Raw genomic sequence first — 20153 nt, 5'->3', positions numbered from 1 at the left:
ATGATCGACGAGCCGCCCGCACCGCGGACGAGCCTGGGGAAGCGGATCCTGACCTACGCGGCCACCCTGGTCGTCGCGGCCATCGCCATCTACGGCCTGTCCGAGTTCCTGACGCCGATCCAGAAGCCGAAGCAGGGCGACTGCGCGAATGTCACCGGGTTCTCGAACAAGCCGAACTTCGACGCCGTCAGCTGCCTCTCGTCGAGCGCGAACTACGTGGTCACCGGGACGGTCGCCAAGTCCGCGAGCTGCGCGAACGCCTACGCGGACATGATCACCAGGCGAGGTCCGGAGATCAGGATCTGCCTCGCGCCGCTGTGGGGGCAGGGCGAGTGCTACCCGTCGACGTCGCCCCGCATGGAGCTCGAGGCCGTGGACTGCGCGTCCGGGAACGACGTCTTCAGGGTCACCGCGGTCAGCAGGGAAGTGCCCGCGCCGTCGTGCGCGGCGGGCGAGGAGGCCTTCACCTATCCCGAGGTGAGGCTGGCCTACTGCACCGCGACCCCTTAGCCGACCCAAGCGGCCGTAACGTTTCCGTAAAGCCCAGGCGGATTCCTCCAACGCATGGCAACCTCTCCTCCGGCCGTGTCGGGGGGCGTGGGCCGTTCGGCGTAAGCGGAAGCGGGATCAGCGTGATCGTCTCGCCGGAACGAACCTGCCCAGGCGATCCCTGATGCCCGGCCCACCAGTTTTCCGAGACCGGAGCCGTCCTCGCGGCTCCGGTTTCGCTGTCTTTCGCGTGACCCATCGGAGAGGAATCAAGTGACTACCCCCAATTACCCCCAGCAGCCGGGGCCGTACGGCCCGCCTCCCGGTGGGCAGCCCCAGCAGCCCTACGGCCAGCCCGGCGACCCGTACGCCCAGCCGGGTCAGCCCGGCCAGTACGGGCCTCCGCCCCAGCAGGGCGGCTACCCCGCGGACCCGTACGCGCAGCCGCAGGGACAGCCCGGTCAGTACGGCCCGCCGCCCGGTCAGGTGCCGCCCGGTCAGCCCATGCCGTACGCCCAGCCGCCGAAGAAGGGCGGCGCCGGCAAGGCCATCGGCTCGATCATCGGCGTGATCGTGCTGGCGGGCGCGTTCTTCCTGGTGAAGTCCCTGATCGGCGGTGGCCTGAGCAGCATCACCGGTCCGTCGGCCAAGGCCGGTGAGTGCGCGAGCGTCACGGGCACGACGATCAGCCCGAAGTACAAGAAGGTCGACTGCGGTGCGCCCGAGGCGAACTACATCATCGCCAAGGCGATGACCTCGACCACCGAGGCGTGCCCGAGCGACGACTACGCCGAGTACACCGAGTCCGGCCGGCGCTCCTCGTCGCTGAAGCTCTGTCTCGTCGAGAAGCTCGAAGAGGGCAAGTGCTACGAGGAGGAGCTCGTCAAGATCAACATGGAGGGCATGAAGGTCGTCGACTGCTCGAAGGGCAACAACGAGTTCGCCGTCCAGAAGGTCGTCAAGATCGAGAAGGTGGTCAAGGCCGCGACCGCCGACTGCGGTGAAGCCACGGCCATTTCGTACACCGAGCCCCAGCCGGGAATCACCTACTGCGTGAGCGCGCTGGCCGGTAAGTGATCAAATGAGAAAAGGCGGACCGGAAACCCGGCCCGCCTTTTTCATGTCTGCACGCAACTGATGTCCGAAGACAACTAACTCGTCGTTCCCGGCGGCAGCAGCTGCTGCACGTCGAGGCGACCGGACAGCACGTCCTCGGTGTCCATCATGTCGGCGACCCGCTGGAGCCGGATCGGGTTCAGCGACAGCGGGAACGTGCCCACGGACACGAGCGCCGCGGTGGGCTGGTCGACGTCCGCGTAGCTGGTCAGCGAGTCCTGCACGGCGAGCTTGTTGGCCTGCGCGCGCTGCTGCGCCTGGCGCAGCACGTCCCGGAACACCTTGAGCGTCTTCGGGTTCTGCTCGGCGAACTTCTTCGACGACGCGTAGCCGGACAGCGGGAAGTCCAGTGTCGGACCGCGCGCGGTGTCGGTGAGGATCCTCGCACCGATGTTGCGCTGCGCCTTCGTGATGAACGGCTCGATCATGAACGCCGCGTCGACCTTGCCGGCCTTGAGCGCGGCCTCCATGTCGCCGTACGGCATCGACTGGAACTTGATCTTCTGCTTCTCGACCGCCGCGGTGTCCAGCACGGCACGCGTGGTCAGTCCGCCGATGTCGGTCTCGCTGTTGACCGCGATGGTCGGCGCGGGCTTCTTGCCGGGGTCGTCGTAGTCCGACGTCGCGCCCGTGACCAGCGCCATCGAGTTCGGGCCGGCCTGGTAGGCCTCGCCCTGAAGCTGAAGCTCGGTGCCCTCGGCGACGGAGCGGAAGAGGCTGACGTGCGTGGCCCACGTGATGTCCAGCGTGGTGTCCAGCTGCTTGATCGCCTCGGACTCGCTGGGCTGAGTGACCAGGTTGACCTGCAAGCCGGCCTTCTCGAACAGCTTGTCGGTCAGCGCGATGCGCAACGGGGCGACGTCGACGACCGGCAGCACGCCGATGCGCAGGGTGTTGCGCTCCACGTCGGCAGTGCTGGTGTTCGACGAACTTCCGAACAGGCTGCAGCTCGCGGTCAGAACACACGTGATGAGCACTGCGACAAGCCGCAGAGCTTTGGCTCGGGTAGCCATGGCACCTCTCGCCGGTAGGCCTTGAGTAGCATCAAATTGATCAGTGAGTGTCGCCACAGACCAGGTGGTCCGCTGTCCCAACTGCGCGTTCGGACGGACTTGAGGCATGCCGACGACCGGGGATGTTAACCACCTGAACGTATGAAAGGACACCCCGTCTCGATACGGTGAGTGCTTCTGGAGACTTCCCCCGAGGCGGGGGTGGCCATTACGCTCCCCGCCGGGTGGCACAGGTTGTAGTAGACCGACGTGTCTTCAGACGAGGTAGGGCGCCTTCACAGGCGAACAGCCTCTGTGCTGCAATTCGGCCCGTTTGACGAGTCCATGCTCGGTCCTGGGGAGAGACCGGGACACTGCTGCTGGAAGAGGAAGCCCAGAGTGGCCCGACGTGAGAGAGGTCCCAGCCAGTTTGGCGTGGGTGACACCACACGCTCCGAAAGGCCCGAATCGGGTGACGGACTGGCTGCGCTGGGTGACGGAACGATGACCGCGACACCGGACGTGGTGAAGCAGGACGTCGGAACCGGACCCGGTTCAGGACCTGCCCGATCCGCGGGATGGCGCCTGCGCAACTGGAGGTTGCGCACCAAGCTGCTCGCCGTTCTGCTCATCCCGACGGTCTGTGCGCTCGTCCTGGGTGGCCTGCGCGTGCGCAGCGACCTCCAGGCGGCGACGGAGCTCAACAACCTCGCGAACCAGATCCGGCTGGAGACAGCGGTCGCGGACCTGGTGCAGCAGCTCCAGCGCGAGCGCGACCTGTCGGTCAGCTACGTCGCGTCGAACAAGAAGGTCGACCGGGTCGTCCTCGAGCGCCAGCTGCGCCGCGTGAACGACACGAGCGAGGCCTTCAACGCCAAGATCTCCGAGCTGAGCTCCGACCTGAACTCGGCGGCCGTCGAGCGCTTCCAGGTCGCGGCCAAGCAGCTCGACCGCCTGAACAGCCTCCGCAACTCGGTGCGCGACACGCAGTACCCCGCCGAGGCCGTCCAGCGCACCTACTCGGAGTCGATCGAGACGCTCATCAGCCTCGGTGAGCAGACGATCTCCGAGATCAACGACCCCGAGCTGGTGCGACTGCACCTGACCACGAACGCCATCGCGCGCATCAAGGAGCAGGAGTCGCTCAAGCGGGCGATCCTCCTCGACGTCTTCCAGCGCAAGGCGTTCACGCCGTCCCAGCTGCGTTCCCTGCAGGCCGCGGACGCCGAGCTCGAAGCCGCGCGAAACGACTTCCGCAAGTCCGCGACGCCCGAACAGGCCAAGATCTATGACGACACCGTCACCGGCCTCATCGTCGACACCGCGAACGACATGCAGGAATCGGCGATCAACCAGCAGGCGGCGACGGGCAAGAAGGACTTCACGCAGCTGACGTCCGAGAAGTGGGACATCGCCGCCACGCTGACGGTCAACCTGACCCGTGACGTCGAGAACCTGCTGGTCGAGCAGCTGCAGAACAAGACCGACCAGGCCGCCGGTGCCACCAGGACGCAGGCCTACATCGCGTCCGCGCTGGTGCTCGCGTTCCTCGCGCTCGCGTTGCTGATGGCGCTGTTCGTCGCCCGCTCGATCCTCAACCCGCTGCGCACGCTGCGCCGCACCGCCCTCGACGTCGCCGACCACGGACTCCCCGACGCGGTCGAGCGCATCCTCGCGGACCCGAACCCGGAGGACGCGGCCAAGACGGCCGTCGAGCCGGTGCCGGTGCACACCCGTGAAGAGGTCGGTCAGGTGGCGCGCGCGTTCGACGCGGTGCACGGTGAAGCGGTGCGACTGGCCGCCCAGCAGGCTCTCCTGCGTGACAACGTCAACGCGATGTTCGTCAACCTGTCGCGTCGTTCGCAGGCCCTTGTCGAACGCCAGCTGAACCTGATCGACCGGCTGGAGCAGGACGAGCAGGACCCGGACCAGCTGGCCTCGCTGTTCGAGCTGGACCACCTCGCGACTCGTATGCGCCGCAACTCGGAGAACCTGCTGGTTCTCTCGGGTACGGACCTCTCGCGGCGCCTGACCCGGCCCGTCCCGGCCGCCGAGGTCCTCGGCGCCGCGGTCTCCGAGGTCGAGCAGTACGCCCGCGTGCAGGTCGGCCAGACCCCGGACCTCACCGTCCAGGGCCGCGCCGTCAACGACCTCGTGCACCTCATCGCCGAGCTGCTGGACAACGCCACGGCGTTCTCCGACCCGGTCACCAAGGTCACCGTTCGCACGGCCAAGACCCGCAAGGGCGAGCTGGCGATCGAGATCCAGGACCGCGGCGTGGGCATGGGCGACCAGGAGATCCTCGACGCCAACGAGCGTCTGGCCGACCCGCCGGACGTCGACGTCGCCGTCTCCCGCCGAATGGGCCTGTACGTGGTCGCGCGGCTCGCCAAGCGCCACGACATCAAGGTCCGCCTGCGCGGCAACGAGGACATCGAGGGCGGCACGACGGCACTGGTGATCGTGCCGGAGACGCTCATCGCGTTCCCCGGTCAGACCCCGGTCTCGACCCCGCCGTCCGGCTCCGGCTCGCTCGCCTCGGCGTTCGGCATGTCGGCGCCCGCGCCGGCCCCCGCCGAGCACACCACCGAGATCGGCACCACCGCGACGAGGGCCAGCGGCATCGCCGGTGCCTTCGGTGGCGCCACGGGTGTCACGCCGCGGATCGACGAGTCGAGCCCGAGCATCCCGGTCAGCTTCGTCCCGAGCCCGCTCACCGACACCGGTGCCGGCGCGACGGCGGTCCCCGTCTACAGCGAGCCGCCCGTCGAGGACGTGACGCCGTCGGAGCGGTGGCGTCGCGACCAGCTGGCCGCGGTCGAGCCCGAGGGCTCGTTCGGCGAGCCCACCCTCTTCACGGCCTACGAGGACCGGCAGGAGGAGGACGGCGAGATCTCCTTCGAGCCGGGCTACGAGACCACGCAGTTCGTGCCGATCCCCCCGATCGAGGACGAGCACCACTCGTCCAACGGCGTCTCGCGCGCCTCGGTCGACCAGGGTCACGTCGAGCTGGGCATGGCTCACCGCAACGGCACCTCGGAAGCCTCGCGCAAGCAGATCGAGCACGACCTGGACGCCCCGACGGAGCGCCTGCCGATCTACGAGGCGGTCCTGTCGCAGTGGTTCCAGGCCGTCGGGAGCGAGACGAACGCGTCGGCCGCTCAGCCGGTCCCCGCGGCCGCAGAGCACGACGCTCCGGCCGAGCCCAACGGTCGTGTCGAGTCCGGTCTCGGCACCACCGACAAGGGCGAGAAGAGCGCGGTCGAGTACATCGACGAGCCGCCTTCGACCCCTCCGTTGTCGGACGGGCCGGAGCCGGAGCTGCCGACCCGCACCCGCAAGCCTGTCCCGGCGGTGGCACCCACCACCACGTCGGCCGCTGGTCTCCCTGTGCGCCAGCCGCGCGCCAAGGTGCAGCCCGTGGTCGAGGAACCAGTGACCGCACCCGCCGAGCAGGAGCGAGTTGTGGAACCGGAGCCCGTTGTGGAGGAGACTCCAGCGGCGGCACTCACGTCCGAGTCGGCTTGGCAATCGCCTGCCGATGAGGGATGGCAAGCGGCCCAGGCGTTGTTGAACAAGGCGCCGGAGTCGAAGACATCGGCAGGTTTGCCGAAACGGACGCCGAAGGCTCAGCTCGTGCCAGGTTCTGCGGCGCCCAAACCGCAGTCCCTGACGCAGACAGCGCAGCGCCCGCCGCTGCCGCCGCGCTCCGCAGACGCGGTGCGTGGACGGATGTCGAGTCTGCAAAGTGGTGTCCGAAAAGGCCGGCACGCATTGATCGAGGCATACGCTGGTGACCAGTCGAGCCGGCAGAACGAGGAGCAGGAGTGACGACCGCAGCGCAGCCAGGCAGCTTTGGTTGGCTTATCACCGACTTCGTGCGGAGGGTGCCCGGCGTGGCACATTCCGTCGTGGTGTCCGCGGACGGGCTGTTGCTCGCGGGGTCCCAGGGTCTGCCCCGGGACCGTGCAGAGCAGCTCTCCGCCGTCGCGTCCGGGCTGGTCAGCCTCACACAGGGTGCTGCCCGCTGCTTCGAGGCAGGCGGGGTCAACCAGACCGTTGTCGAGATGGAGCGGGGCTACCTGTTCCTCATGTCGATCAGTGACGGCTCGTGCCTTGCCGTCCTGGCGGCACCAAACTGTGACATCGGCCTTGTGGCCTACGAGATGACGCTTTTGGTGGAGAGAGTCGGTCAACAACTCACCCCTGAGCTGCGCGCGCAGCTTCAGGGTGTGGTCCGTCGCTAGACCTCACTTGAAGTTCAGGGGTGAGAACAAATGGCTGGCAGATCTGGCGCTAGAGGCCGTGGCTTCGGTAGGAACTTCAACTACCAGGAGTGGGCCGCTGGTGGGTTCCAGTTCGACGAGCCTGACGCGATTCCCCAAGAACCAGAGGAAGCCGAGGACGCACCCCACGATGAGCGGGTTACAGGGCAAGGGCTAGGCGATATGTCTCAGCGTGAGGTGGATGACTCGTCGTCGTATCCGTACGACGACGTGCCGAACCGTTTCGACATCGACGGGTACGGCACCGGGTTGTTCGGTGGCCCCGGTGCGGACCTCTTCGGCCAGCACGAGATGCCGGACGCGGTGCCGGAACAGTTGCCGTACACCACCGGGCCGCAGCCGGTGTACAGCACCGGTGCGCAGCCTGCTGTGCGTCCGGAGGAAACTTCTTCTGCGGACTCGGGTTCACTGGTGCGGCCTTACACGCGCACCGGTGGACGCACACGACCCGACTACGACCTGGCGATCGAGGCGCTGATCTCGACCAGCGAGCGTGGCCTCGAACGGGACGCCGCAGTGCTTCCCGAGCACAGGTCGATCTGCGGGCTGTGTGTGGACACGCGGTCGGTGGCCGAGGTCGCGGCACTCCTACGCTTGCCTCTTGGCGTCGTGCGGGTGTTGATCGGCGACATGGCAAGCATGGGATTGGTTTTGATTCACCAGGGCGGTCTGGTCGTGGGGGACCGGCCTTCCATGGAATTCCTGGAGAGGGTGCTCAGTGGGCTTCGCAGGCTCTAGTCCCCAGGGCGCCGAGGGCGCACGGAAGCCGACGACCTCCGCCAAGATCGTGGTGGCGGGTGGCTTCGGTGTGGGCAAGACGACGTTCGTCGGCTCGGTGTCCGAGATCGTCCCGTTGACCACCGAGGCGGTGATGACCGAGGCCAGCGCGGGGGTGGACGACCTCTCCGCCACGCCGAACAAGGTCACCACGACGGTCGCGATGGACTTCGGCCGCGTGTCGCTCGACAGCGACCTGATCCTGTACCTCTTCGGTACACCGGGTCAGCACCGGTTCTGGTTCATGTGGGACGACCTGGTGCGGGGTGCCATCGGCGCCATCGTGCTGGTCGACACCCGCAGGCTCGCGGACGCGTTCGCGTCGATCGACTTCTTCGACGACCGGCAGCTGCCGTACGTCGTGGGCGTCAACTGCTTCGACGGCCTCCTCCACCACAGACTGGAGGACGTGCGTGAGGCGTTGACGATCGACGAGTCGGTGCCGATCGTGACGTGCGACGCGCGCAACCGGCAGTCGACGAAGCAGACGCTCATCACGCTGGTGGAGCACGCGATGCGCCAGTGGATGTCCGTCCGCGCGGGCTGATCTCCTCCCACGGGACGATCACAGACAACTGAACGAGGCGAGCGCCACCTTCGGGTGCGGCGCTCGCCTCGTCGTTGCGGTCTGATTCAGCTCGATGTCGTCGTCGTGATGGCCTCCTTCCGGTTCAGCGGTGCCGTTGCCTGATCAGATGTGCAGCTGAACCAGGTTCGGCAGAAGGCAGACGCTGAGGATTCCCAGCGCGGTGACGTTGGGGCAGCCGTGCGGCCTGACCTCTTCCGGGCAGTCGTCTTCTTCGGGCTCGCCCTTGGGCTCTTCGGTGACGGCCGCGGTGTCCTCGGTGATCGTGACGGCGGTCTGGACGAGCTCAGTCGCTTCGGGTGCCGGTGGTGCGGCGATCGCGGGCTCGGGCTCGGCTGCCGCCGGTGCGGCGGGAGGAGCCGCGACTGGAGTCCTGTCGTCGGCTTCGGTCTGGTCGAGGGCCACGTCCACGCCGGCGTTGCCGACGGCGACGCTCACGTCGGGCACGTCCACCTCGGTCGCGACGGCCGCGCCGACCTCGACGTCGGTGAAGGGCACGCCCACCGACGCGCCGGCCCAGACCCCCGCGTGGCCGATGTCCATCGCGAGCTCGATGCCGTCGTTCTCGTCGAGGCCGAGAGTGATGCCGCTGCCCGTGTTGAGGCTCGCGCCCGCGCCGAGGCTGACCGGGATCGAGTTCACGTTGTTGTTGTAGGCGCCAACGGTGAGGTTGACGTTGTTGTCCGCGAGAGCCTCGATGATCGGGTCGGCCTGAGCTGTTCCTGTGGTGAACGGCAAGGCGAACGCCAATGCCGTTGCGGTGAGGACGGCTCTGCGAGCCCACCGGGTGATGGCCATTTGCGTTGCTCCTCCTTCGTCGAGTGGGCGTCGTGAAACGCTCACGCCACTCGACGCTAGGTCGCGACGCGCGCACGCAAGGGTGTACGTGCGGTTCGACCGGGGGATGACCGACCGTCAGGCCTCGTCCACCAATGCGGCGGACGTGATGCGATGAAGAGGGAACCTCAGCACCTCTCCGTAGCTGTGGTCGTAGCCCTCCAGCACGCCACCGCCGACGAGGTGGGGCTCGATCACGCGTTGCGCCGCCGTGCCGTGGGAGTCGACGAACCCGACGAGCACTCTCCGTCGCGCCCGTGCGGCCTGCTGGAGCAACGACAGGGTGGCGGACGGCCCGGCGCCGAGGTGGCCGGGGACCGCGATGCGTTCACCCCGTGGTGTCGCGGCGGCACGATCTCCCGCTCGGACCAGCCGGACGAGTTCACCCAACCGCTCGTCGGCGGGCACGGCGGGTGACGCCGGTTTGCGGGCGGACCGCTGCCTCGGCGTGGTCCGGCGACCGCCCGGCCGCAGGTCGAGGACCTGGCCGTCGGGGCCTTCCGCGGCCGGGGCGAACCCGGCCGAGCGCAGCCCGTCCAGCACGTCGGCCAGCGGCAACGGGCTGACGAGCACGGTCGGCGCGATCCGGCGCAGCTCCAGCCTCGCCGCCTCGGGATGCGCGAGCACCTCGCTGATCAGCACCGGGTCGTCGCACCGCAGGAACGAGCCGGCGGCACCTCCGCGCAGCCTCCCGTGGCGGCGCGCGGCGTCGTCGATCAGGTACGTCAACGACTGCGGGACCGGGGTGCGCGACCGGGTCTTGAAGAGTTCCTGCAGTTCGTCGGCGGTGCGGCCGGAGTCGAGCGCGCGGCGGACCGTGGTCTCGCTGATCCGGTAGACCGTCGCGCTGCCCGCGGACTCGACGTCCGCGACGAGCGCCATCTCGTCCGCGAGCTCCGGTTCGAGCCGGCCGGGCGCGATCACGGTCAGGTCCGCCTGCACGAGCACGTGGTCGAGCGGCGCGGGCAGTGCGTCGGCGAGCGTCTTGGCGGCGTGGCCCGGCCCCTCGTCGAGCAGCACGCGGCCGGCGCTGGTGATGGCGCCGAGGGCGAGCACGCCGACCGCGGTGCCCTCCTCGACCGTCCAGCGCACCAGTTCGTCGCGCTGCCGCCCGCCCCTGCGCGGTGCCCGCCAGCCGAGCAGCGCGGCCAGGTCGGCGGGATTCGCGATCGCGATGCCCTTGGGGAACGCCTCGAGCGACTCGAGGATCCACCGGCGGTCGCGCGGTGCCTGCGCGCGGCGGATCTCGTCCGCGAGGGGGTTGAAGAGCTTGTCCTTCTCGTCGCGGCGGCCGACCAGCGCTGGCAGCCTCGGCAGCTCCAGCCAGGCGTGCGCGAGCGTGGCCCAGCGGACCTCGGTGGTCGCGGCGAGCCACACGTCGGCCTTGGTCGTCGGCACCCACTCCGGTTCGGAGGCTTCGGTGTTCGCGGCGAGGTCCGCGCCGACCACGAGCTCGATCAGCAGGGCGGCCCGGCGTTCGTCGACGTCGAGGTCCTTCACGACCTTGCGCAGCTCGCGGACGCCCAGCCCGCCCGTCCGCAGCACCGGCGGCGGTTCCGCGGACCAGCTCGCGATCAGGTTCTCGACGTGCCGGACGAGCTCCAGGGCCTCACCACCGCCGGTGGCGTCGACGCTGGACTGCTGGAGGGTCGTCGTCTTCGGCTTCGGCTCGGTGACCTGGATCGGGCCGAGCGGCCGTTCACCGCGCAGCTGGAGGCCGATCTCCCGCGGCAGCTCGACCGTGCCGGGGTCGCGCCGCAGCAGCAGACCGCGGGCGAGCAGCCGTTGCACGGGCGTCTCGGCCTTCTCGAGCGGCACGACCCGTGAGGCGTCCTTGGTGTCGCCGACGGGCGGTCCGGCGGCGAGCTTGTGCAGGACCCGCTGCTCGCCCTCGGTGATGTCCTGGAGGTCGTACGTCTGTCCCGTGGACCTGCCCAGCCCTCCGGGATACGTGCCGAACGCCTCACGCGTGACCGGCGGCACCGACAGCTCGTCGTCGCCCCACGCGAGCGCGAGCGACTCGAGCTTCGCGACGGCCTGCTTGAGCGGCTTGGGCTTCACGTCCGGCCCGAGCACCCCCGCGAGTGTGGCCAACGCCACGGGCTCGGTGTCCGCGCCCAGCACGACCAGGCCCTCGAGCACCGCGAGCGTGAACGTGTCGAGGTCCTCGCAGGCGCGCGCGATCGACGCCCTGGTGCCGACCCGCGTCGCGAGGACGGACATATCGGCAGGTGGGGGCGTTGCCAGGTCAGGACGCGCGCGCAGCAGTGCCACGAGAGCGGCGTCGTCCCTGGCGCGCAGCCAGTCGGCGAGAGTGATGCCGGACATTCTCACCACGGTATATGGGCCGGTGGAGTACTCGTCGTGCTCTGTCACACTTGTGCCCGTTCACCAGGCATCACCGAGGAGGAGATCGTGGCGAAAGGACGCCCTGGACGGGTCGACCCGCACTGGCCGGAGGGCCCCGACGGTGGCCACCCCGTCACCGAACTGACCAGCGACACCCAGGGTGCGCTCTCCCCGTTCGGCACGGTGACGTTCCCGCTGCCGGTGGAGGACCTCGGCTACACGCACCCGGTCACCGAGATCAACAAGTCCTGACCCCCTGCTTGTTTTACGCACGCGGGGCCCTTTCGTACTCTCAGAGTGAACGAAAGCTCCCCGCGTGCACTGTCAGAGCGGTCTTAACTCTGTCGAGTCGCGTGCGTACCGCAATGGGGCCGGGGATAGGCTCACTTCCCGCTTGAGCAGCACTTCGTGGGAGGACGACGATGCCGGTCCCCGGCCCTGGTTACTCGATCACCGTTCGTCTGGAGGCGCCGCCGTCAGCGAGCGCCGCGGGTGACCTCACCTCGGCCGTCGGCCGCGCCGGCGGGGTGATCACGGCGTTCGACGTCGTCGAGTCGCACACCGACCGCGTCGTCATCGACCTCACGTGCAACGCGCTGTCCGCGAACCACGCCAAGGACATCACCGACACGCTGGAGACGTTGCCCGGCATCGTCGTCCGCAAGGTGTCGGACCGCACGTTCCTCGTGCACCTCGGCGGCAAGATCGAGATCTCGTCGAAGGTGCCGCTGCGCAACCGTGACGACCTGTCGCGTGCGTACACGCCGGGTGTGGCTCGTGTGTGTGAGGCGATCGCCAAGAACCCGGACGACGCGCGCCGCCTGACGATCAAGCGCAACACCGTCGCGGTCGTCACCGACGGTTCGGCCGTGCTGGGCCTCGGCAACCTCGGCCCCGCCGCCGCTCTGCCGGTGATGGAGGGCAAGGCCGCGCTGTTCAAGAAGTTCGCCGGCGTCGACGCCTGGCCGGTCTGCCTGGACACCCAGGACACCGAGGAGATCATCCGCGCGGTCGAGCTCATCGCTCCCGTGTACGGCGGCATCAACCTCGAGGACATCTCCGCGCCGCGCTGCTTCGAGATCGAGGCCCGCCTGCGCGAGAAGCTCGACATCCCGGTCTTCCACGACGACCAGCACGGCACCGCGATCGTCGTGGTCGCCGCGCTGCGGAACGCGTTGCGGGTGGTGGGCAAGGACATCAAGGACTGCCGCATCACGGTGTGCGGTGTTGGCGCCGCCGGTTCCGCGATCATCCGCCTGCTGCAGGCGCAGACGCCGGGCGACATCATCGCCGTGGACGTCGACGGCATCGTGCACCGCGACCGTCCCGGCCTGGACTCGAACCTGAAGTCCATCGCCGCGTCCACCAACAAGGACAACCAGTCCGGCCGCCTGCACGACGCGCTGGTCGGCTCGGACGTGTTCATCGGCGTCTCGGCCCCGAACCTGTTCGGCGCGGAGCAGGTCGCGACCATGGCGAAGGACGCCATCGTGTTCGCGCTGGCCAACCCGGACCCGGAGATCGACCCGATGGAGGCCCAGCAGCACGCCGCCGTCGTCGCGACCGGCCGTTCGGACTTCCCGAACCAGATCAACAACGTGCTGGCGTTCCCCGGCGTGTTCCGCGGCCTGCTGGACGCGCACGCCAAGACCATCACCGACGCGATGCTGCTGGCCGCGGCCGCCGCGATCGCGGACGTGGTGGACGGCGACCGCCTGAACGCGTCGTTCATCGTCCCGTCTGTCTTCGACAACACGGTCGCTCCGGCCGTGGCGGAAGCGGTGCGCAAGGCAGCCAGCTCCTGATTTTGGGTTACGCGGGGCTCCCGCGTAACCCACGGCGTTACGCGGGAGCCCCGCGTAACGCTGGGCCGGGCATACGATCGCGGTATGACCAAGCAGTTCACCCACCTGGACTCCCACGGCGCGGCCCGCATGGTCGACGTCTCCGGCAAGGAGCAGACCACCCGGACGGCCGTGGCCACCGGAATTCTGCACACGACCGCCGAGGTGGTGGAGCTGCTGGGCGCCGACGGCCTGCCCAAGGGCGACGCCCTGGCCACGGCCCGCATCGCCGGCATCATGGCCGCGAAGCGCACGTGGGAACTGGTGCCGCTGTGCCACCCGATCTCGTTGTCGTCGGTGGTGGTGGACCTGGCTCTGGCCTCGGACTCCGTGCTGATCACGGCCACGGTCCGCACCACCGACCGCACGGGCGTGGAGATGGAGGCCCTGACCGCGGTCTCCGTGGCGGGTCTGACCCTGCACGACATGGTGAAGTCCGTCGACCCGGCCGCCTCCCTGGACGCGGTGCGCGTGGAGCGCAAGGAAGGCGGCAAGTCGGGCCTGTGGGAGCGTCCGTGAAGGCAGTGGTGATCACCGCCTCCAACCGCGCCGCCGCCGGGGTTTACGAGGACCGCAGCGGCCCGATCATCGTGTCGTGGCTTTCCGCGCGCGGGTTCTCGGTTTCGTCGTCCGTGGTCCCGGACGGGGATCCGGTCCAGGAGGCGTTGGTCCAGGCGGTCTCGTCCGGGGCTGACCTCGTGGTGACGACCGGCGGGACCGGGATCAACCCGACCGACCGCACGCCGGAAGCCACGCGTGCCGTTCTGGACTACGAGGTGCCCGGGCTCGCTGACGTCATCCGGATGTCGGGGTGGCCGCGCGTGCCGGGTTCCGTGCTGTCCCGCGGCGTGGCAGGGGTGGCGGGGCGGACGTTGATCGTGAACCTGCCCGGGTCGACCGGCGGGGTGCGGGACGGGCTGGACGTGCTCGGCACCGTCGTAGAGCATGCGCTGGACCAACTGCGTGGAGGTGACCACAAGTGAGTGTCGTGCTGAGGGCGGTCGTGACCGAGGAACCCCTCTCGGTCGAGGAGCACGCGGCGCTGGTGGCCTCTGACCGGGCCGGCGCTGTGGTGACCTTTTCCGGTGTGGTGCGGGATCACGACGGTGGGCGTTCGGTGCTGGAGTTGGAGTACCACTCGCACCCGTCTGCCGGGGACGTCGTGGCTGAGGTCGTTTCCTCGTTGGCTGCCAAGTATCCCGGGGTGCACGGGATCGCTGTGTCGCATCGGGTTGGGCCGCTGAAAATCGGCGACGTGGCGTTGGCTTGTGCGGTGGCGGCTGAGCACCGTGGGGAAGCGTTCTCGTTGTGCTCGGATCTGGTGGACGAGGTCAAGGCTCGGTTGCCGGTCTGGAAGCGGCAGGTGTTTCCCGGGGGCGAGGACGAGTGGGTCAACTGCCCCTGAGGTGAGCCGGGTGCCTCTGCCCGCGCTCCCGCCCCAAGCCGTCGCGGCGCGCTCCCGGACCCCGGAAACGCAGGCAGGGACCTCACCGCCGGGGGGTAGCGGTGAGATCCCTGGTTCCTGCACCAGCCCACGTCATCGGGACTGCGGATCAGAAGGCGATCAGATCAGGATCTTGTCGCCCGGGAAGATCAGGTCCGGGTTCGTGAGGAAGTCCTTGTTCTTCTCCACGATGGCCTGGTAGCCGCCCTCGACCTTGTTGGCCTCGGCGATCTTCGACAGCGTGTCGCCCGGCTTGATCTCGTAGTTGCCGTTCGGGTTCGACTTCGAACCCGCGACGGGCGCCGGGGCGACCGGGGCGGCGGCCTGGCGCTGCTGCGGCTGGGCCTTGCGCTGCTGCGCGGGGGCCGGGGCCGTCTTGCGGGCCTGGCCCGTGTAGGCGCCCAGCTTGGCGGTGCAGGCGGGCCACGCCTGCGGGCCCTGGCCGGCGAGGACGCGCTCGGCGACAGCGATCTGCTGCTCGCGGGAGGCGTTGGCCGGGTTGCCCTGGCCACCGTAGGCGTTCCAGGTCTGCTGCGTGAACTGGAGACCGCCGTAGTAGCCGTTGCCGGTGTTGGTGGCCCAGTTGCCACTGGCCTCGCACTGCGCGAGTGCGTCCCAGTCCAATCCAGGGGCGGCGTTGGCGGTGCCAACGGCCAGGCCCAGAGGGGCGCCGGCGATGATGCCGACAGCCGCGACCTTGGCGATAGTGCGAGCGGCGGTGGAACCCTGCTTGCCCTGCTTGCCCTGCTTGCCTCGGTTGAAAGCCATGTGCCTCTCGGTCCACCGCACCTGCGGCCAGGAACTCGGGTTCGGGGCCCGGTGTGTCCCTGCGTCCCAGTCCGGCGGTTTCTCTCGCTCGGGGTTTGTTCCGGAGGAACCCTCGGACTGGGCTCGGTGCTCGGTCCTCCGGTCTTGCTCGTGGCCGGTTCGGGCCAGCCGAGGAGCGACCGTACGTAACCGGGCGGGGGCGCACCAAACGTTTCCGACTGTGACGCGCATCACAGTAACGCTACGAATCGTTGTGCGGAGTGTACAAAACCACAGCTCAAAGGTGTCGTTATCGGTCCGTTTCCATTCTGAGATCGGCCGAGATTTATCACTCAAAGTGAGGCGTGGCTCACGTGCGTTAGGCCATCCGCGACACGCCGGACACAGACGTGAAGCCGCCCTACGATCAACCGCCTATGAGACTTCAGGCCGCCCCTGCGGGACACGCGCGCAAACCGTTGCGGCGCAACGGTTGTTCCGCCTGCTCGGGCTGGTTCCCGGGCAGGACTTCGGTGTCGAGGCCGCGACCGCGCTGCTCGGGCACCGCGCGGACGAACCGCTCCGGCAGCTCGTGGCCGCGAACCTGGTGCAGCGCAACGAGAACAGGTACAGCCTGCACGACCTCCTCCGCATGTACGCGCTGCGACTGGCCGGAGGGGAGACGAGCCGACGCACGAGGTTGCTCGACTACTACCTCCTCAACGCCGAAGCGGCCGCCAGGACCGCCAACCCGGACTTCGCGCGCCTGCCGGTGCCGGAACTCCCCGGTGATCTGCCGAAGCACGAGATCAAGACCCAGTCCGACGCGATCGCGTGGTTCGACGCCGAACGCGGCAACGTCGTCGCCGCCATCCCGCACGCGGGCCCGGCACCGGTGGCGTGGCTGCTCGCGGACATGCTGCGCGCCTACTTCTTCTTCCAGTCCTACCGCGTCGACTGGTTCGTGGCGGCCAGGGCGGGACTCGCGGCGGCGGTCGAGGCGGGCGACGTGCTGGCGCAGGCCGTGATGCACGGCAGCATCGGCCTCGCGCACTTCGCCGTGAGCGAGCTGTCCGACGCGGTCGTGGAGTTCGGCCGTGCGCGCGAGTTGCTGCGACGGCAGCCCGACGACCGGATGCTGGTGTCGTTGCTGATCAACAGCGGCATCGCGTACCAGCAACTCGGCAGGCTGAGCGAGGCGGTCGAGGCGCTGACGGCCGCACGGGAGCTGCAGCCGGAGAACGTCGCCGTGGCGTTCAACCTCGGCGGCACCTACCTCGACCTGGGCCCGCTGTCGAAGTCGCTCGCCAACGTCGAGCGCGTGCTCGAGCTCGCCGAGGCGCAGCACCTGCCGCACATGAAGTTGTACGCACTCGACGCGATCACCGAGGTTCTCACCTACCACGGGAAGTTCGACCTCGTTCAGTCGTTCCTGGACGAAGCCGCCGAGCTGCGCGGGCAGGTGCCGACCGAGCTGGCGCACCCGGTGGGAGCCGTTTCGGCGGGTGTCATGGTCACCATGCACGAGGGCAGGACGAAAGAGGCGCTACAGGCGTGGCTCCAGGGCCTGAAGGTCGCCCAGGACGGCAACCTCCAGCGGGAGGAGGCCGACCTCCACGACTCGATCGGCGACGCGCACCGCGAGCTCGGTGACCTCGACCAGGCGTTAGCCGCTCATCGCGAAGGGCTCGCGATCAGCGTCAGGAACGGCTACGTGCGCGGAGAGATGGAGAACCTGGCCGGGCTCGCCGCCGACCACCACGCCGCCGGTGAGCTGCAGGAGGCGTTGGAGCTGGCTCTGCGGGCCAGGGAACGCGCGGAAGCGAACGAACTGCGGGTGCGCGCCGTCCGCGTGCTGATCGTCCTCGCCCGCGTCCACCGCTCACTCGGCGACCACGCCGCCGCCGACCAGACCGCACGGGAGGCTCAGGCGCTCGCCGAGGAGACCGAGTGCCACCTGTGGGACCGTGAACTGCGGGAGGTGCTCGCTCAGCCGCCCGCGAACGGCGGCAGCACGTCCAGCTGAGCACCGGCGGGCACGCGCGTCGACGTGTCCCGCACGGCGACACCGTCGAGCAGGAAGCTGGACGCCGCGAGGACCTTGCCGAGCTTGTCGCCGTGTCGTTCGCCGATCGTGCTGACGACGAGCGCCACGGTGGGCTCCGAGGTGTCCAGCAGCAGGTCCTCGTCGGCCACCCCGGCCGCTGCCCGCGCGCCCGCGAAGTAGCGGATCCTCACGGCGACGGTCACTGTCATCCTCCGATGGCGCTCATGGGGCGGTCGGGCTGGTGGAAGCCCGCGGTGTTGATGCCGTGACCGGCTGCCTTGGCCCACATCGTGGCGCGCCAGGCGTCGGCGATGGCCGAGTCGGGGCTGCCGTCGCGCAGCAGCGTGCGCAGGTCGGTCTCGCCCTGGCTGAACAGGCAGTTGCGGATCTGGCCGTCCGAGGTGAGCCGGGTCCGGTCGCAGGCAGCGCAGAACGGCCTGGTCACCGACGCGATCACGCCCACGACCGACGGGCCGCCGTCGACGAGCCAGCGTTCGGCGGGAGCACCGCCGCGAGGGGTTTCCTCGGGCGCGAGCGTGTACGCGGACGAGAGCTTCGTGAGGATCTCATCGGCCGTGACCATGTTCGTGCGCGTCCAGCCGTGTTGCGCGTCCAGCGGCATCTGCTCGATGAACCGCAGCTGGTAGCCGTTCTCGACGCAGAACCGCAGCAGCGGCACGGCCTCGTCGTCGTTCACACCGCGCATCAGCACGGAGTTGACCTTCACCGGCTCCAGCCCCGCCTCGCGGGCGGCGTCGAGGCCGTCCAGCACGTCGGTGATGCGGTCGCGCCTGGTCAGCGTGGCGAACCGGTCCGGGTCGAGGGTGTCCAGCGAGACGTTGATCCGGTTCAGGCCGGCGGCCTTGAGCGACTTCGCCCGCCGCGACAGCCCGATGCCGTTCGTGGTCATCGACATGCGCGGGCGCGGCTCCAGCTCGGCCGTGGCGGCGATGACCTGCTCCAGGCCACGGCGCAGCAACGGCTCGCCGCCGGTGAAGCGGATGTCGGTGACGCCGAGGTCGACGACCGCGATCCGCATGAGCCGGATCAGCTCGGCGTCGGTGAGCAGCTCGTCCTTCTGCAGCCAGTCGAGGCCCTCGGCGGGCATGCAGTAGGTGCAGCGCAGGTTGCAGCGGTCGGTGAGGCTCACGCGGAGGTCCGTCGCCACCCTGCCGAACCTGTCGACGAGCAGCGGCGTGTCAGGCCGTGCGGACGCGTCGGGCGTGCCGCGCACGATCGGTAGTCCCAAGTCCACTGCTGTCACCTTATTTAGGGTAATGAACAACCCGTTGTGGATGACTCCAAGAACGAGGTTTCTCACGTTCCGCCCGTTTGGAGCACAGTCACAAGGAATTGTCTTAGCAGCTAAGATGTTCGACATGGAACCTGAGGCGCTGGAGAGGTTCACCTGGTACATGCGGGAGCACAGTGCGCTCACGATCATGTTCCACACGAAGGTCGCCGAGCAGATGGGCCTGTCCGCGACCGACGAGAAGTGCCTCGATCTCGCCATACGGGCGGAAGGGCCGCTCACCGCGGGCCGGCTCGCCGAGCTGTCGGGCCTCTCCACCGGTGCCGTCACGGGGGTCATCGACCGCCTCGAACGTGCCGGATATGTCCGTCGTGTCCGTGACCCGCACGACCGCCGGAAGGTGTTGGTCGAGGTCACGCCCGCGGAGTTCGTGAAGTTCGGTCACCTGTTCGAGAAGGCCCAGGCCAGCCTCGTCGAGGTCCTCGACCACTTCGACGCCGACGAACTCCAGGTGATCGAGCGTTATCTCAAGCTCCAGGTCGAGACGTTCCGCAAGCGCGTGATCGATACTTAGGTCCATGTGGCACTACTTGATGGACATGGACGGCGTCCTCGTGCACGAGGAGCACCTCATCCCCGGAGCGGACGAGTTCGTCGCGGAGCTGCGCTCCTCCGACACCCCGTTCCTCGTGCTCACCAACAACTCCATCTACACGCCACGAGATCTGCGCGCGCGGCTGCAGCGCACCGGCCTGGACATCCCGGAGAAGTCCATCTGGACGTCCGCGCTGGCCACGGCCAAGTTCCTCGACTCGCAGCGCCCGAACGGCTCGGCGTTCGTGATCGGCGAAGCGGGCCTGACCACCGCGCTGCACGAGATCGGCTACGTGCTGACCGACCGCGACCCGGACTACGTGGTGCTCGGCGAGACCCGCACCTACAGCTTCACCGCGATCACCAAGGCCATCCGCCTGGTCGAGGAGGGCGCGAAGTTCATCGCGACCAACCCCGACGCGACCGGCCCGTCGCGCGAGGGCTCGCTGCCCGCGACCGGCGCCGTGGCGGCGTTGATCGAGCGCGCCACCGGCCGTGAGCCCTACTACGTGGGCAAGCCCAACCCGTTGATGATGCGGTCGGCCCTGCGCGCGCTGGGCTCGCACTCCGAGAACGCTCTCATGATCGGCGACCGCATGGACACCGACGTGCGGTCGGGCCTGGAAGCGGGTCTGTCGACCATCCTCGTGCTGTCCGGGATCTTCACCTCCGAGCACGCCGAGATGTACCCGTACCGGCCGACGCGCGTGCTGAAGTCGATCGCCGAGCTCGTCGGTCACTCTCAGGACCCGTTCGGCGACTGGACTGACCACTGACGCGCGAGGATCCATCA

Annotated in this window: 18 protein-coding genes and 1 pseudogene; 13 read left to right on the top strand and 6 right to left on the bottom strand. The window is 68.8% G+C overall.

The window, feature by feature from the left end:
* Both AOM45_RS33250 and AOM45_RS33245 read left to right on the top strand, forming a co-directional pair.
* A complete protein-coding gene (locus tag AOM45_RS33250; protein WP_059362819.1) occupies positions 1–510 on the top strand; it encodes an LppU/SCO3897 family protein in 510 nt (169 codons plus the stop codon).
* A gap of 252 nt (positions 511–762) precedes the next feature.
* Positions 763–1566 carry an LppU/SCO3897 family protein gene (locus AOM45_RS33245; protein WP_156094164.1) on the top strand — a complete coding sequence of 268 codons (804 nt, stop codon included), beginning with the start codon at positions 763–765 and terminating at the stop codon, positions 1564–1566.
* Positions 1567–1640: 74 nt separating this feature from the next.
* Here AOM45_RS33245 and AOM45_RS33240 read toward each other — a convergent pair whose 3' ends face one another.
* On the bottom strand, positions 1641–2510 hold the full coding sequence (locus AOM45_RS33240; protein ID WP_236703916.1) for an ABC transporter substrate-binding protein: 870 nt from the start codon (positions 2508–2510) through the stop codon (positions 1641–1643).
* A 591-nt stretch (positions 2511–3101) separates the two neighbouring features.
* Here AOM45_RS33240 and AOM45_RS33235 point away from each other — a divergent pair.
* From AOM45_RS33235 to AOM45_RS33220, 4 genes are read left to right on the top strand one after another with little or no spacing between them, the layout of a single operon-like run.
* The gene (locus AOM45_RS33235) at positions 3102–6428 is read left to right on the top strand and encodes a sensor histidine kinase (protein ID WP_236703915.1); all 3327 of its coding nucleotides are present in this window, start codon (positions 3102–3104) and stop codon (positions 6426–6428) included.
* Positions 6425–6844, top strand: coding sequence for a roadblock/LC7 domain-containing protein (locus AOM45_RS33230; RefSeq protein WP_030470879.1), 420 nt, complete (start codon positions 6425–6427; stop codon positions 6842–6844). Before AOM45_RS33235 ends, AOM45_RS33230 begins: the two co-directional genes overlap by 4 nt.
* 30 nt (positions 6845–6874) lie before the next feature.
* A complete protein-coding gene (locus tag AOM45_RS33225; RefSeq protein ID WP_081902482.1) occupies positions 6875–7621 on the top strand; it encodes a DUF742 domain-containing protein in 747 nt (248 codons plus the stop codon).
* A complete protein-coding gene (locus AOM45_RS33220) occupies positions 7602–8207 on the top strand; it encodes a GTP-binding protein (RefSeq protein WP_030470877.1) in 606 nt (201 codons plus the stop codon). The genes AOM45_RS33225 and AOM45_RS33220 overlap by 20 nt, the downstream gene beginning before the upstream one ends.
* Positions 8208–8351: 144 nt before the next feature.
* Here the strand turns inward: AOM45_RS33220 and AOM45_RS33215 are convergent, their stop codons facing one another.
* Positions 8352–9044 (bottom strand): hypothetical protein, encoded by a 693-nt coding sequence (locus AOM45_RS33215; RefSeq protein WP_030470876.1) that lies wholly within the window; start codon positions 9042–9044, stop codon positions 8352–8354.
* Between the two features lie 117 nt (positions 9045–9161).
* Positions 9162–11411 (bottom strand): helicase-associated domain-containing protein, encoded by a 2250-nt coding sequence (locus tag AOM45_RS33210; RefSeq protein ID WP_030470875.1) that lies wholly within the window; start codon positions 11409–11411, stop codon positions 9162–9164.
* 87 nt (positions 11412–11498) lie between these two features.
* Between AOM45_RS33210 and AOM45_RS33205 the strand changes: the two genes are divergently transcribed.
* From AOM45_RS33205 to AOM45_RS54045, 4 genes and pseudogenes are all read left to right on the top strand, one after another.
* Positions 11499–11684: a hypothetical protein gene (locus tag AOM45_RS33205; RefSeq protein ID WP_030470874.1), complete on the top strand. Its 186-nt coding sequence runs from the start codon at positions 11499–11501 to the stop codon at positions 11682–11684.
* Between the two features lie 170 nt (positions 11685–11854).
* Positions 11855–13237, top strand: coding sequence for an NAD-dependent malic enzyme (locus AOM45_RS33200; RefSeq protein WP_030470873.1), 1383 nt, complete (start codon positions 11855–11857; stop codon positions 13235–13237).
* An 84-nt stretch (positions 13238–13321) separates the two neighbouring features.
* Positions 13322–13795, top strand: coding sequence for a cyclic pyranopterin monophosphate synthase MoaC (gene moaC, locus AOM45_RS33195; RefSeq protein ID WP_030470872.1), 474 nt, complete (start codon positions 13322–13324; stop codon positions 13793–13795).
* A gap of 8 nt (positions 13796–13803) precedes the next feature.
* Positions 13804–14681: pseudogene (locus AOM45_RS54045) on the top strand (molybdenum cofactor biosynthesis protein MoaE).
* A gap of 159 nt (positions 14682–14840) precedes the next feature.
* Here the strand turns inward: AOM45_RS54045 and AOM45_RS33180 are convergent.
* On the bottom strand, positions 14841–15488 hold the full coding sequence (locus AOM45_RS33180; protein WP_030470869.1) for a transglycosylase family protein: 648 nt from the start codon (positions 15486–15488) through the stop codon (positions 14841–14843).
* 472 nt (positions 15489–15960) lie between these two features.
* Between AOM45_RS33180 and AOM45_RS33175 the strand changes: the two genes are divergently transcribed.
* A complete protein-coding gene (locus tag AOM45_RS33175; RefSeq protein WP_030470868.1) occupies positions 15961–17493 on the top strand; it encodes a tetratricopeptide repeat protein in 1533 nt (510 codons plus the stop codon).
* Here the strand turns inward: AOM45_RS33175 and AOM45_RS33170 are convergent.
* Positions 17457–17723 (bottom strand): MoaD/ThiS family protein, encoded by a 267-nt coding sequence (locus AOM45_RS33170; RefSeq protein WP_030470867.1) that lies wholly within the window; start codon positions 17721–17723, stop codon positions 17457–17459. The genes AOM45_RS33175 and AOM45_RS33170 overlap by 37 nt on opposite strands.
* Positions 17720–18778, bottom strand: a complete 1059-nt coding sequence (gene moaA, locus AOM45_RS33165; RefSeq protein ID WP_051784263.1) for a GTP 3',8-cyclase MoaA — start codon at positions 18776–18778, stop codon at positions 17720–17722. Before moaA ends, AOM45_RS33170 begins: the two co-directional genes overlap by 4 nt.
* Positions 18779–18893: 115 nt before the next feature.
* Between moaA and AOM45_RS33160 the strand changes: the two genes are divergently transcribed.
* Complete coding sequence (locus AOM45_RS33160) at positions 18894–19340, top strand: MarR family winged helix-turn-helix transcriptional regulator (protein ID WP_030470865.1); 447 nt, start codon at positions 18894–18896, stop codon at positions 19338–19340.
* Positions 19341–19344: 4 nt separating this feature from the next.
* The gene (locus AOM45_RS33155; protein WP_030470864.1) at positions 19345–20136 is read left to right on the top strand and encodes an HAD-IIA family hydrolase; all 792 of its coding nucleotides are present in this window, start codon (positions 19345–19347) and stop codon (positions 20134–20136) included.
* The last annotated feature ends 17 nt before the right edge of the window (positions 20137–20153 follow it).

This window comes from Lentzea aerocolonigenes (assembly GCF_000974445.1).
GTDB classification, from domain to species: Bacteria; Actinomycetota; Actinomycetes; order Mycobacteriales; family Pseudonocardiaceae; genus Lentzea; species Lentzea aerocolonigenes.
The sequence above is the reverse complement of the archived record's forward strand: the minus strand, read 5'-3'. Positions and strand labels throughout refer to the sequence as shown.